Consider the following 12,231-nt stretch of genomic DNA (forward strand, 5'->3'; position numbering starts at 1 on the left):
TCAGCGGCCCTCACGATGCGGCCATCGAGACGCAAGTGAGTCGAAACGCCATCAGGCTGCCAGGGGGCTTACTCCGCGCTTGGCTGCGCAACGCTCTCGACGGCCTTGTCGTCCGCTGGCGCTTTCGCCTTGGCCTGATTGCGCCGTGCTTCGGCACGTTGCCGCCTGGCCTGCTGCCTGGCATGCAGCGCCTGCGCCGCCGTCACCACGCCAGCAGGCTGACCTTGCAGGTCCAGACGCGGCGCATTTTCCGTCATGGCAGCCCAGTAGCGACCGCCCCGGCACCAGGCGGCAATACCCAGCTTGAGCTGCTCACCGGTGATACCGAGCAACTGCAGATGCTGCTCGGCATCCTTGAGAATGCCCTCTTTCAGCGGCACCTTGGGTGCCGGATTGACCGGGAAAGCCAAGGGGAAGTGCTTCTGCAACCTCCAGATCGCCTCGACGGTAGGATCCTGCTCGCGTGGTTTGGCTTTCGACGCCATGTGCCTTTGCGGCTTCGCGCCTGCGGTCTTTATCTGCTCTTTTTCAGCCCGTAGGCGGTCACGTAGCTCAGCTAATTGTTCAAAACCCATCGTTCGGTTCGCATTGTCCTGGTTGGTTCGTGGCGCAAAGGTATCTTATGTGCTCGTTTCTTACAGCCTTATTGGCGGCTGGCGTGCCCGCCGGTAGGTGATGGACAGGCCGCAGAGACTTATGGAGGGCGGTTTTCGGCCAGAAGCAGCCATCCAATGGCAACTAAAGCTCGTGCGATTCAGTTGGTGACAGCGGCTAGATCAGAAGCCAGATGAGGCGATGGGCACATAGGCGCAAGAGCCTAGCATCTACGATGAGGACAGCAGGGCATTCAGGGATGCGCTCAAGCGGTCGATCCGTTCGGTGCTTTCGGTGACCAGCTGGGTGATCTCTGTTGCTGAATCGGCTGACTGCTGGGCGAGCTTGCGAACCTCATCAGCGACCACGGCGAAGCCGCGTCCTGACTCACCGGCCCTGGCCGCCTCAATGGCGGCATTCAAGGCCAAGAGGTTGGTTCTCTGGGTGATCGAGTTGATCGTTGCGATGATGTTGGCGATCTGGGTGCTCGACTCCTGTACAAGGCGCATCTCGCGATCCGTGACCAGCGAGGCATCATGCTTGGCCTGCTCGTCGATGCCGTAGCTGACCAGGCGCTGAATCCTGCCAATCGAATCGGTGATTGGGCAGACGGCCCCGCTGAATTGGATGGTGCGCCCATCCTTGCCTGGGATCGTATAACCGCCAGCGTATTGCTCACCCTTGAGCAGTCTCGAAAAGACTTCGCTGCCCAGAATATCGCGAAGGTTGAGCTTGAGGCGCAGCAGCTCCGATGCCTGCTGGAAACCCAGGTGCTGGATCAAGTAACCGTTGGCCGAGTACATCAAGCCATCAGTTCCCCATTCAGCTACGGCATTGGTGACGCTGATAGCTTCAAACCGCTTTTCCGACTCAAGGGACAGCTCCTTGGTTTGGGTGATATTGGCCTGAATTGAGATGTACTGCTCGACCTCACCCGCAGCGTTGAAAATGGGATTGATCGCCAGCGAAATCCAGTAATGCTCGCCCGTTTTCCCGTAGTTCAGGATCTCGTTGTAAATGGGGCGGTTGTTACGCAGGTCATCCCTGATCTGCGCGACGGTTTCCATGTCAGTGGCCGGCCCCTGCAGGAAGTGGCCCGGCTTCTTCTCGACCACTTCACCCAGACTGTAGCCGGTGAGCTTGGTAAAGCCCTGGTTCACATACTGGATGAAGCCATCCCTGTTGGTGATGACGATGGAGTTGTCTGTCTCGTTGGCGACCAAGGAGAGCAGCTTGAACTCCTGATTACGAAGCACCTCGGCGGTGATGTCATTGGCGAACTTGATGACTCGCACAACCTCGCCATCGGAGCTGCAAATGGGGTTATAGGTGGCATGAATCCAGACAGAACGGCCACTCTTGGTGATCCTCTCGTACTCGGCTGTCTCGAAGCTGCCGGCGCGCAGCTTGTTCCAGAATTCGGCGTAAGACCTGGATGTGCGCTCGGACTCACGGACGAAAATCTGGTGCTTCTTGCCGCGAATCTCTGCCAGGGCATAGCCCATCAGGTTGAGGAAGTTCTCGTTGGCTTCGAGAATCGTGCCGTCAGGGCCGAACTCGATAACCGCCTGTGAGCGATTGATGGCCTCCATCTGCGCGCGAATGCGTGCGCCCTCGATCACCTGGGCGGTAACGTCGGTGGCAAACTTGATGATCCGCTGGACCCTGCCGCCACGAATAATCGGGGTGTAGGTCGCCTGAATCCAAACAGGTTCCCCGCTTTTGCTGAGCCGCTTGAACTCTCCAGTCTGAGGCCTGCCTGCCCGCAAATCCTGCCAAAAGGAGCGGTAGGCCGGGCTCTGGACGTAATCAGGGGTGGCAAAGATGCTGTGATGGCGGCCGCGAGCTTCGTCGAGCGAATAGCCCAACAAGTCCAGGAACTTCTGGTTGGCTCGAATTATTTTGCCGTCAAGATCGAACTCGATGACCCCCTGCGTCTGCTCGATAGCATCCATCACATCCAAGGCAGATCTTTTACGAAATAGATTAAGCATCTAGGTTCCTGGCCATCCGGATAATTCTGCTTTTTGTTTAACGGCAAGCCGGGGCGAATTTAAGCCCCGCATGCCACGTCTAGATGCTCTCGTCGGCGGTGCTTGGTTGAGGGGCTGCCGAGCGCGCGAGCCATCAGTCGATGACTATCGCCATCGCCCCTGCCAGTCCTCGGGCGTCGTTAACCGGCCAAGTGCGGACGGCCGCGAGGGGAAGATAAATCGCTCCCCTTTGTATATAAATTCGTTACTTCTTCAGCCCTGCACCCATTATCAATTTGGCTTGAGGTTCATTCTTGCCTCAAAATCAATAAATCGCTCTCTCCATTTGCGACCATCATATTAACGAGGCGATCGCCCTGTATTTGCTTGCCTGATCAGCGCCATGACAGACCAGAGTGAGGTTGCCCCCCAGTGCCTGCTTGAGCTCATCAGAAAAATTCTCAACACAACACAGGGCATACTGATCGACCTGTTTGAAGGTGACGCCATCCATAACACTTCCTACAAGAGCTGAAACTGCAGCGTCCTCGCGCGGTTACTACGAAAATTCAATGGTCCTTTCATGCGCCAGAGTAGGTACCAGCTGGGCTAAGGCTGGCGTATACCGACATGAGTCAGGAAACTCACGATAGCGGCACTATGCTAGCCTGGCTGAAAACTAGCGTGATCGAGGGGATAGGTAAACAAAAAATAGAGTCTTGCTTGACAGGGCTTCTGGGGCTGAAGACGGGAAAAGAGATGGCTATATTTCTTTACTCTCAACGTCCGCTCTTGGACGAAGCAGCCATCCCCAAAACAACCTCAAAGCATCCCGCCCCAAGGCGAGCGGGTTGCTATTCAGAAGGCGCTTAAGAAACCTGAAAGCCATTGCCCGGCGCGCGCACCATACGGGCCCGCCTATCAGGGCGCCAGGCGCTCGCGCAGCCAACCCTCGCCCTGCAGGCGGTAGTTGAGGCGGTCGTGCAGGCGGCTCGGGCGGCCCTGCCAGAACTCGATGCGCTCGGGCAGCAGGCGGTAGCCGCCCCAGTACGGCGGGCAGTGCGGCGCTTGGTCATGAAACCGCCGCTCGGTCTCGGCCAGCAGCCCTTCGAGTTCGTCGCGCCCGGCGATCACCCGGCTCTGCGGCGAGGCCCAGGCGCCGATGCGGCTGCCCAGCGGACGGACCCGGTAGTAGGCGTCGGACTCGCCGGGGGTGACCCGTTCCACCCGCCCTTCAATGCGCACCTGGCGCTCCAGGCTGGGCCAGAAGAAGGTCATCGCGGCGAACGGACGCGCCGCCAGCTGGCGCCCCTTGGCGCTGTCGTAGTTGCTGAAGAAGGTGAAGCCGCGCTCGTCGAGGCCCTTGAGCAGCAGCACCCGGCAGTGCGGGCGGCCCTCCTCGTCCACCGTGGCCAGGGTCATGGCATTGGGTTCGACCGGCAGTTGCTCGGTCTTCACCGCCTCGGCGAACCATTGGTGGAACAGGGCGAAGGGTTCCAGCGGGGCCTGGGCTTCGCTCAGGCCGTCGCGGGTGTAGTCGCGGCGCATATCGGCCAGCGTCTGGGTCATGGCAGTTCCTCACGATGGGGAAATGCCACCAAGCTTACTCCGACTTGCTGCTTTTTCCTTGATCTACGGCAGCCACCTTGGGTCCGGCGGCGGGGTCTGCCTTGGCCGGCCGGCTGTACTTGGCGATCAGCCCGTGCATGGTGTCGCGCGAGGTCAGGAGGATTTCCACGCGGCGGTTGAGGGCACGGCCGGCGGCGCTGTCGTTGGCCGCACGCGGCGCATCGGAACCGAGGCCCAGCACCTGCAGGCGGTTCTGCTTGAGGCCGCTCAGGCGGAAGATCGAGGTCACGGCGCGCGCACGCTGGTCGCTCAGCTCGCGGTTGCGGCTGGCATCGCCGCTGCTGTCGGCATGCCCAAGCACCACCACCGCGACGTCTTCGTCGGCTTCCAGCAGCTTGGCCACGCGGGTGATCGGGCCGAGGCTGACCGGCAACAGCATGTGCGGACGATCCGGGTTGAACGAGCCCTGCACCGGGGCGGTGACCACCAGCAGGTTCTCGCGCCGTTCGAACTCGAAGTGGCTGCCCTTGACCGCCTCGCGCAAGCGCGGCTCGTACTCGTCGAGCCAGGCGCGGGTCACCTGCGGCGGCGGCATGACCGCCGCTTTGGCGACTTCCTTCTTTTCCGAGCCGGCGCAGCCGGCGATCAGCAGGCAGCAGGTGAAAGCGAAGATCTTATTGGCGCGCATGAAGCCCCCAGGTTCTAACAGTCAAAGCGGATTAATTCACAACTTATGTTGCCGGGCAGTGTAGACCGGCCGTTACAGGCATTGCGCCAACTCGCGCGCAAGTTTCTGCGCACGCGGGTCCATCAAGACGAACGGTCCCAGATTGTTGGTGACGAAGCCGAATGCCACGTCGCGCTCCGGGTCGGCGAAACCGCTGGAGCCGCCCGCGCCGGGATGGCCGAAGGCGTAGGGCCCCATGCCGTAGGTGGCGTTGCCCAGTTGGGCCTGGTCGAGCATGCAGCCGAGGCCGAAGCGGGTACTGGTGAGCAGCGTGCGGTCCTCGCCGACACAGTGCTCACGGGTCATTTCTCCGAGCAGCTCGCCATCGAGCAGGCTGCCGTCGAGCAAGCCGGCGTAGAAGCCGGCCAGGCTGCGCGCGTTGCCGTGGCCATTGGCCGCCGGCTGCTGCATGCGCCGCCACTCGGGCTTGTTGGTGCTGGTCATGATCGACGGCGGGTTGGTGAAGGCGCGCGTGCTCAGCGCCGTCGGTTCGCTCATCATCACCTTGAGCAGGCGCTGCGCCGCTGCATCGCCGAGGTTGCCCTTGCCGCGGGCGATATGGGCGACGCGATCGAATTCGCTGTCAGCCAGGCCGACATGAAAATCCAGCCCCAGCGGGCGGGCGATGCGCGCGGCGATGCTGTCGCCGGGCCCGCGCCCTTCGACGCGGCGGATCAGCTCGCCGATCAGCCAGCCATAGGTAATGGGTGCGTAGCCATGGCCCTCGCCCAGCGGCCACCAGGGTTCTTCGGCGGCCAGCGCGGCGGTCATGGTCGGCCAGTCGTACAGCGCTTCGGCCGGCAGCATCTGATGCAGCGCCGGCAGGCCGGCCTGATGGCAGAGCAGGTGGCGCAGGGTGATGCGCTGTTTGCCGGCGGCGGCGAACTCGGGCCAGTAACGCGCCACCGGCGCGTCCAGCTCCAGCTTGCCCTCGCCGACCAGCTGCAGGGCGACCACGGCGGCGAAGGGTTTGGTGCAGGAGAACAGGTTGGCGATGGTGTCGCTGTGCCAGGCCTGCTGGCCGTCCTTGTCCATCACCCCAGCCCAAAGGTCCACCACGGTCTCGCCGCCGATCTGCACGCAGAGCGCGGCGCCGCGCTCCTGCGGGTCGTCGAAGAGCGCGGCGAAGGCGTCCTTGAGCGGCTCGAACCTGAGGTCGAAGTAGCCTTGAATCTGCACGAAAAATCCTTGCTGGCGGAAAGCGCGTAATGGTGCCACGCCCAGCGCGAGGATGCAGCAGCACCTGGCGCGGTTCTCGACCACCGGCCGCCTGGCTGGCGGCGGACTATTCCTCGACCGGCGGCTCGTTCACCTCGTCGCGCGCCGCCTGGCGGTCGACCGCGGTTTGCAGCCCCAAGGCGGCGGCAACGGAGGCTGCGGTGGTAGAGACCACGCCCATCGCCTTGGCCAGCCCCGAAGTCTCGTCGGAGCGAGCCGCCGCCGAGGTGGTGCTACCCCGATTGTCACCGCGACTGGTCAGGCCTTTGCCATTATTGGCGCCATCGGCCTGGCCGCTGCGCCCCACTCCGCCGCCCAGGCCCATGCCGCCGTCACCACGACCGGCACCGTCGCCGCCACGACCACCACCGTCACCACCACGGCCACCGCCACCCTCGCCGCCGCGACCGCCACCACCGGCTCCACCGCCGCCGCCCTCTCTCGCCTCGGCGGAGTCCACGAGCAAACTACCCGGCGGCGCGCTCAGCGCCGCCATCATCAGCGCGCAAGCACCAGCTGCCAGCAACTTGGTCATTCTTGTAGCCATGATGCTCTCCCGTCAGAGGATGATCGCCGCCGCGGAGTACGAGGCGCGGACAGTCGTTCGAGTGGCGTTTCAGCCCCAAGGTTCTGCCACCCGGACGAGCGGCGCCGTCATTCAGTCGATCTGTCGACGAAAGGGCGGCAGCGCGTTGAGAATCGCCTTGCCGTAGCGCTGGGTGACCACGCGCCGGTCCAGCAGGGTGATGGTGCCGCGGTCGGCCTCGGTACGCAGCAGGCGGCCGCAGGCCTGCACCAGGCGCAGCGAGGCGTCCGGCACGGCGATTTCCATGAAGGGGTTGCCGCCGCGTGCCTCGATCCACTCGGCCAGCGCCGCCTCCACCGGGTCGTCCGGCACGGCGAAGGGGATCTTGGCGATCACCACGTGCTCGCAATAGGCGCCGGGCAGGTCGACCCCCTCGGCGAAGCTGGCCAGGCCGAACAGCACGCTCTCCTCACCGGAATCGACCCGCGCCTTGTGCTTGTTCAGGGTCTCCTGCTTGGACAGGTTGCCTTGGATGAACACGCGGCGGCGCCAGTCGCGGTCGAGGCCGTCGAACACCTCCTGCATCTGCTTGCGCGAGGAAAACAGCACCAGGGTGCCGCGACTGCCCGCCACCAGGCCGGGCAACTCGCGGACGATGGCCGCGGTGTGCGCCGCCGCCTCGCGCGGGTCTGCCTTGAGGTCGGGCACCCGCAGCACGCCGGCGTCGGCATGGTGAAACGGACTCGGTACCACGGCGGTGACCGCCACCTTGGGCAAGCCAGCACGCATGCGGTAGCGGTCGAAGGTGCCCAGGGCGGTCAGGGTGGCCGAGGTCACCAGGGCGCCATGGGCGACGTTCCACAGGTTGCGCCGCAGGGTCTCGGCGGCGAGGATCGGGCTGGCGTTGACCTCGATGTCGAACAGCGCGCCGCCGTCGGCCAGGGTCAGCCAGCGCGCCATCGGCGGGCTCTCCTCGGGGTCTTCGGCGGTGAAGGCCAGCCACAGTTCCCAGTTGCCCTTGGCCCGCGCCAGCAGGCTGCCGAACAGCGGGTACCACTCCTCGGCCTGGTGGCTGGCGATGCCGTTGGCGCCCTCGCCGTCCATGGCCTCCTTGAGCAGTTCGGTGACGCCGGTGAACAGATCGTTGAGCTTGGAAAAGCCCTTCTTCAGCTCCAGGCCCAGCTCGCTCAGATGCTCGGGGACCACACCGCCGACAAAGCGATGGCGCGGGCGCTCGCGGCCTTCCATATCCTCGCCGGGTTTGAAGTCGGCAACCTGCTCGCAGGTGCTGAACATAAATTGCTGCTGGGTCTTGAGCTCGCGGGCCAGCTCCGGCACCTGCTCGATCAGGCGGCCGAGATCGCCCGGCAGCGGGTTCTGCGCCAGCAGCTTGGTCAGGTTCTTGTCGATCTGGGTCAGCCAGTCGGCAGTGGAACGCAGGCGGGTGAAGTGGGCGAAGTGGCCGATGGCCTTGTCCGGCAGGTGGTGGCCCTCGTCGAACACGTAGATGGTCTCGCGCGGGTCGGGCAGCACGGCGCCGCCGCCGAGGGCCAGGTCGGCCAGCACCATGTCGTGGTTGGTGACGATCACGTCGACCTTGCCCATGCCTTCGCGGGCCTTGTAGAAGGCGCACTGCTGGAAGTTCGGGCAATGGCGGTTGGTGCACTGGCTGTGGTCGGTGGTCAGCTGCGACCAGCGGCTGTCCTCCAGCTCCTCGGGCCAGCTGTCGCGGTCGCCGTCCCACTTGTTGCCGGCCAGCTTCTCGATCATCGCGGTGAACAGCTTCTGGCCCTGCTCGTCGACATCGATGCGAAAGCCTTCCTCCTCGAACAGCTGGGCGGTGGCGCTCTGCGCGGCGCCGTCCTGCAGCAGGTGGTCGAGCTTGGACAGGCACAGGTAGCGGCCACGGCCCTTGGCCAGGGCGAAGCTGAAATTCAAGCCGCTGTTGCGCAACAGGTCCGGCAGGTCCTTGTGCACGATCTGCTCCTGCAGGGCGACCGTGGCGGTGGCGATCACCAGGCGCTTGCCGGCCGCCTTGGCGGTAGGAATGGTGGCCAGGCTGTAGGCCACCGTCTTGCCGGTACCGGTGCCCGCCTCCACCGCGACCACGGCGGGCTCGCCCAGGCGCTTGCCCTCGTCGTCGGTCTTGATCGCGCCGAGCACCTTGGCGATCTCGGCGATCATCAGGCGCTGGCCATAGCGCGGCTTGAGCGACTTGGCCTCGAGAAAGCGGGAATAGGCGCCCTGGATCTGGGACTTGAGTTCGGTGCTGAGCATGGGATCTAGGGCGAAAAAGGCTGGATAAATTTTCAGTGTTTGAGCATCGGCCGCTATCATAGCGCGCTAATCGCTTCGGCGCAGATTCCATCGCGCCGCCCCTGCCTCGACCGGAGACGCCGCATGACGCCTTACGCCCCGCTCTACACCCTGCACCTGTTGGCCGCCCTGATCTGGGTCGGCGGCATGTTCTTCGCCTGGATGATCCTGCGCCCGGCCGCGGTTCAGCTGCTGGAGGCGCCGGCGCGGCTGCGCCTGTGGCTGAGCGTGTTCCAGCGCTTCTTCGTCTGGGTGTGGGCGGCGGTGCTGGTGCTGCCGGTCAGCGGCGTGGGCATGCTGCACCTGGGCTACGGCGGTTTCGATGCGGCGCCGCGCTACGTGCACATCATGATGGGGCTGTACCTGGCCATGCTGGCGCTGTTCCTGCGCATCCAGGCCCTGCAGCTGCCGGAACTGCGCCGTGCGGTGGAAGCCGAGAACTGGCCGGCCGGCGGCGAAGTCCTGGGCAGGATTCGCAAGGTGGTGGGCAGCAACCTGCTGATCGGTCTGCTGCTGGTGAGCATCGCGGCGCTGCGGCCGGGCTTCTGAGGCGAGCCGACGCCACCGACAGGGGATCGCCGGGCCAAGCCCTGCAGGCTGCCTGTTGGGCTTCGCCGGGCTCAGCGCCAACCTACCCATCGGCGCGCATCGCGCACCGGGCGGGCAGAGGCGCGCGGCTAGAAGCGCACCACCTGCAGTTCGCCTTCGCGCCCCGGGCTGCCTTGCCGGCCGGGCTGGCCCGGCTGGCCGTCGGCGGCGCCATCGACGCCGTACAGCAGACAGCCCTTGCTCGCACCACCGCGCCCGGCCTTGCCGCCGACGCCGGGCATACCGCCGGCGCCGCCATCGAGCAGCACCTGGATGCTCTCCAGCGATGCCGCCTCCGGTACCTCCAGGCGCACCCGGCCGCCCGCGGCGCCGGGGTTGCCGTCGCCGCCGTTCTGGCCGTCGTGGCCATGGCTGGCGCGCCCCCAGGTGCAGCCGCCGGCCTGGCCGTTGGCGCCGTCCAGGCCGCGATAGCCCGGCGCCCCGCGACCGCCGCGCACGTCCAGGGTCAACGACTGGATACTGGCCTGCTGCAGGCGCAGGCTCAGCTCGCGTCCCGCCGTGGCCGGCTTGAGCACCCCACCCGGCGCGCCCTGAGCGCTGATCCAGACGTCCGCGGCGACCGTCGCCTGGAGCACCTCGAGACGCAGCGGCTGCTCGCCGGGGGCGATGCCGATGCGCGCCGCGGGCCCCAGATGCAGTTCGCCGATATGCAGCTCAGTGACGCCGGCCGGAATCAGCAGGGTGCCCTGCTCGGCCACTTCCAGGCGTGCCAGCTGCAGCCTCGCCTCGGTCACGGGCAGGCGCAACAGGCTGTGGGAAGCGACGCTGAGGTGGTTTTCGGCCCAGGCCGAAGCGCTAGCGAGGCACAGCAGCAGGGCCAGGTTACGCATGGGCCACCTCTTCGCCGCCGAGCAGCGCCGGCTCCTGCTCCGGCATGGCCGATTGCAGGGCTAGCAGGTGGAACACGCCGAACAACAGGATCTGCACGCGATCCTGCCAGGGGTTGGTGCGCCCCTTGAGCAAGGCGGCGAACAGCCAGAGTTCCAGGCCATGGATCACCAGCAGCAGCGCCGCCAGCAGATAGAGCAGTTGCTCGAAGGGGCTGCCCAGCCATTTCGCCAGCGCCGCGCCGAATGCCAGCCAGAACAATCCGGCCAGCGCCTTACCCAGCATCGTCAGTGCTTGCATCCCCGCCCTCGCCTGCTCTTTTTCTAGTCGTGCCGCACCTTAACCGCTTGCCCTCCGCATGACCAGAGCCGGAAAAACACGGGGGCCTTGCGGCCCCCATTGGCAACACCGCACCGCTAGCGCGACACGTGCAGCTCGACGCGCCGGTTCTCGGCCCGCCCGGCATCGCTGCCGTTGTCCGCCACCGGCTGACTCTCGCCGCGGCCTTCGGTGCTGACCTTGCCGGCCGGCACGCCCTGGGCGATGAGGAAATCCGCCACGCTGCGCGCGCGCCGCTCGGACAGGCCCTGGTTGTAGGCATCGCTCCCCACCGAGTCGGTATGCCCGATCACCCGGACGCCGACCAGGTTGGCGCCGGTCAGGCGCGTGGCGACGTCGGCGAGCAGACCGCGCGCCTCGCCGGTCAGCTCGGCCGAGTCGAAGGCGAACAGCACGTTGCCCAGATCGCTAAGGACGATGACCTCGTCTTGTGCCTCGGGCTCCATGGCCGGCGCCTCGGCGACGCTCTCGGGATATTGCGGCAACGGGCAGCCGTTATGGCGGACCGGGGTGCCTGCGGGCGTGCCGGGACAGCGGTCGCGGCGGTCGAATACGCCATCGCCGTCCTCGTCGCCGTCCTGCGCGTAGCAGACGATGGTACCGAGCAGCGCACCGGCGACCGCGCCGCCTGCTGCCCAGGTGGAACTCTCGATTGCACCCAGACCGCCACCGGCCAAGGCACCAATCGCACTGCACAGGGGCCAGTTCCCCTGGTTGAGCGGCGCGTCTCCCGTACTGGAAGTCGTGGCACAACCGGAAAGAACACTGCTGACCAAGAGGAGGGGGATAAACCTGGGAAGGTTCGCTCTCATGGTGGGTTTCTCCTGTGTTACCGGCCTTATGCCGGCATCACTGGAGTAAAGACGGCCGCTCCCCACTGCACAAGAAAGCCCGCGCTGCCCAGGCAAACCTGGACAACGCGGGCTCGGTTGCCACGCGGGGCCGGCTCAGGGCTGAGCTTCGACCTCGGCCTCCACCCGACGATTGATGGCGCGGCCGTCGCTGGTGGCGTTGTCGGCCACCGGGCGGCTTTCGCCATAGCCCACGGCCTGCACACGACCGGACTCGACCCCGTACTGGTTGACCAGCACGTCGCGCACCGCACCGGCGCGGCGCTCGGACAGGCCCTGGTTGTAGGCATCGCTACCCACCGAGTCGGTATGTCCTTCGACCACGGTGCTGGTCTGCGGGTATTGCTTCATGAAATCGGCCAGGGCTTTGATATCGCCATAGCTCTCTTCCTTGACCTGGGCCTTGTCGAAGTCGAACTTGACGTCCAACTCGACCCGCACCGCCTCGGCCGGTTCGGCCACCACGACCTCCTCGACCACCACTTCTTCCTCGACCACGGCGACCTGCTCCTCGGCGCCATGCACCCAGCAATAGGCCGCGGCCATACCGGCGCCGAGCACGGCGCCGCCGCCAGCCCAGGTGGAACTTTCGATGGCCCCCAGCGCCGCGCCGCCAACGCCGCCCACCGCCGCACAGGTGGGCCAGTCGGACTTCTGCAGGCCGGCACAACCGGTCAACAG

Annotated in this window: 12 protein-coding genes and 1 pseudogene; 1 reads left to right on the forward strand and 12 read right to left on the reverse strand. The window is 65.5% G+C overall.

Annotated features, from left to right (window positions below; translation table 11 throughout):
- Positions 1 to 68: 68 nt before the first annotated feature.
- From EA796_RS11265 to dinG, 8 genes are all read right to left on the reverse strand, one after another.
- Positions 69 to 575, reverse strand: a complete 507-nt coding sequence (locus EA796_RS11265; RefSeq protein WP_122108682.1) for a ProQ/FINO family protein — start codon at positions 573 to 575, stop codon at positions 69 to 71.
- A 249-nt stretch (positions 576 to 824) separates the two neighbouring features.
- Positions 825 to 2,588, reverse strand: a complete 1,764-nt coding sequence (locus tag EA796_RS11270) for a PAS domain S-box protein (protein WP_178082555.1) — start codon at positions 2,586 to 2,588, stop codon at positions 825 to 827.
- Between the two features lie 334 nt (positions 2,589 to 2,922).
- Positions 2,923 to 3,081, reverse strand: a complete 159-nt coding sequence (locus EA796_RS23210) for a hypothetical protein (protein WP_158603098.1) — start codon at positions 3,079 to 3,081, stop codon at positions 2,923 to 2,925.
- Positions 3,082 to 3,488: 407 nt separating this feature from the next.
- Positions 3,489 to 4,136 (reverse strand): pyridoxamine 5'-phosphate oxidase, encoded by a 648-nt coding sequence (pdxH, locus tag EA796_RS11275; protein ID WP_122108684.1) that lies wholly within the window; start codon positions 4,134 to 4,136, stop codon positions 3,489 to 3,491.
- Positions 4,137 to 4,170: 34 nt separating this feature from the next.
- Positions 4,171 to 4,824, reverse strand: coding sequence for an OmpA family protein (locus EA796_RS11280; RefSeq protein WP_122108685.1), 654 nt, complete (start codon positions 4,822 to 4,824; stop codon positions 4,171 to 4,173).
- Positions 4,825 to 4,896: 72 nt separating this feature from the next.
- A complete protein-coding gene (locus tag EA796_RS11285; RefSeq protein ID WP_021442378.1) occupies positions 4,897 to 6,042 on the reverse strand; it encodes an EstA family serine hydrolase in 1,146 nt (381 codons plus the stop codon).
- Between the two features lie 106 nt (positions 6,043 to 6,148).
- Positions 6,149 to 6,628 (reverse strand): hypothetical protein, encoded by a 480-nt coding sequence (locus EA796_RS11290; protein ID WP_122108686.1) that lies wholly within the window; start codon positions 6,626 to 6,628, stop codon positions 6,149 to 6,151.
- A 111-nt stretch (positions 6,629 to 6,739) separates the two neighbouring features.
- A complete protein-coding gene (dinG, locus tag EA796_RS11295; protein ID WP_122108687.1) occupies positions 6,740 to 8,884 on the reverse strand; it encodes an ATP-dependent DNA helicase DinG in 2,145 nt (714 codons plus the stop codon).
- 123 nt (positions 8,885 to 9,007) lie between these two features.
- On the opposite strand from dinG, the gene EA796_RS11300 reads away from it, so the two are divergent.
- Positions 9,008 to 9,472, forward strand: a complete 465-nt coding sequence (locus EA796_RS11300) for a CopD family protein (RefSeq protein ID WP_122108688.1) — start codon at positions 9,008 to 9,010, stop codon at positions 9,470 to 9,472.
- A 128-nt stretch (positions 9,473 to 9,600) separates the two neighbouring features.
- On the opposite strand, the gene EA796_RS11305 is transcribed toward EA796_RS11300, so the two are convergent.
- The 4 genes and pseudogenes from EA796_RS11305 to EA796_RS23450 form a co-directional block, all read right to left on the reverse strand.
- On the reverse strand, positions 9,601 to 10,362 hold the full coding sequence (locus EA796_RS11305; RefSeq protein WP_122108689.1) for a collagen-like protein: 762 nt from the start codon (positions 10,360 to 10,362) through the stop codon (positions 9,601 to 9,603).
- Complete coding sequence (locus EA796_RS11310; protein WP_122108690.1) at positions 10,355 to 10,660, reverse strand: DUF1145 domain-containing protein; 306 nt, start codon at positions 10,658 to 10,660, stop codon at positions 10,355 to 10,357. The genes EA796_RS11305 and EA796_RS11310 overlap by 8 nt, the downstream gene beginning before the upstream one ends.
- A gap of 116 nt (positions 10,661 to 10,776) precedes the next feature.
- Positions 10,777 to 11,511 (reverse strand): OmpA family protein, encoded by a 735-nt coding sequence (locus EA796_RS23570; RefSeq protein ID WP_178082556.1) that lies wholly within the window; start codon positions 11,509 to 11,511, stop codon positions 10,777 to 10,779.
- Between the two features lie 135 nt (positions 11,512 to 11,646).
- A pseudogene (locus EA796_RS23450) lies at positions 11,647 to 12,000 on the reverse strand (OmpA family protein); the annotation flags it as partial.
- Positions 12,001 to 12,231 lie beyond the last annotated feature (231 nt).

It is taken from the genome of Pseudomonas sp. AOB-7, from assembly GCF_003696305.1.
Lineage (GTDB): Bacteria > Pseudomonadota > Gammaproteobacteria > Pseudomonadales > Pseudomonadaceae > Aquipseudomonas.

Excerpts from the sequence above, each read along its gene's own strand:
- EA796_RS11290 (WP_122108686.1), bottom strand. The coding sequence starts at position 6,628 with ATGGCTACAAGAATGACCAAGTTGCTGGCAGCTGGTGCTTGCGCGCTG.
- EA796_RS11265 (WP_122108682.1), bottom strand. The coding sequence starts at position 575 with ATGGGTTTTGAACAATTAGCTGAGCTACGTGACCGCCTACGGGCTGAA.
- EA796_RS11270 (WP_178082555.1), bottom strand. The coding sequence starts at position 2,588 with ATGCTTAATCTATTTCGTAAAAGATCTGCCTTGGATGTGATGGATGCT.
- EA796_RS11300 (WP_122108688.1), top strand. The coding sequence starts at position 9,008 with ATGACGCCTTACGCCCCGCTCTACACCCTGCACCTGTTGGCCGCCCTG.
- EA796_RS23570 (WP_178082556.1), bottom strand. The coding sequence starts at position 11,511 with ATGAGAGCGAACCTTCCCAGGTTTATCCCCCTCCTCTTGGTCAGCAGT.
- EA796_RS23210 (WP_158603098.1), bottom strand. The coding sequence starts at position 3,081 with ATGGATGGCGTCACCTTCAAACAGGTCGATCAGTATGCCCTGTGTTGT.
- EA796_RS11305 (WP_122108689.1), bottom strand. The coding sequence starts at position 10,362 with ATGCGTAACCTGGCCCTGCTGCTGTGCCTCGCTAGCGCTTCGGCCTGG.
- EA796_RS11310 (WP_122108690.1), bottom strand. The coding sequence starts at position 10,660 with ATGCAAGCACTGACGATGCTGGGTAAGGCGCTGGCCGGATTGTTCTGG.
- EA796_RS11280 (WP_122108685.1), bottom strand. The coding sequence starts at position 4,824 with ATGCGCGCCAATAAGATCTTCGCTTTCACCTGCTGCCTGCTGATCGCC.
- dinG (WP_122108687.1), bottom strand. The coding sequence starts at position 8,884 with ATGCTCAGCACCGAACTCAAGTCCCAGATCCAGGGCGCCTATTCCCGC.
- pdxH (WP_122108684.1), bottom strand. The coding sequence starts at position 4,136 with ATGACCCAGACGCTGGCCGATATGCGCCGCGACTACACCCGCGACGGC.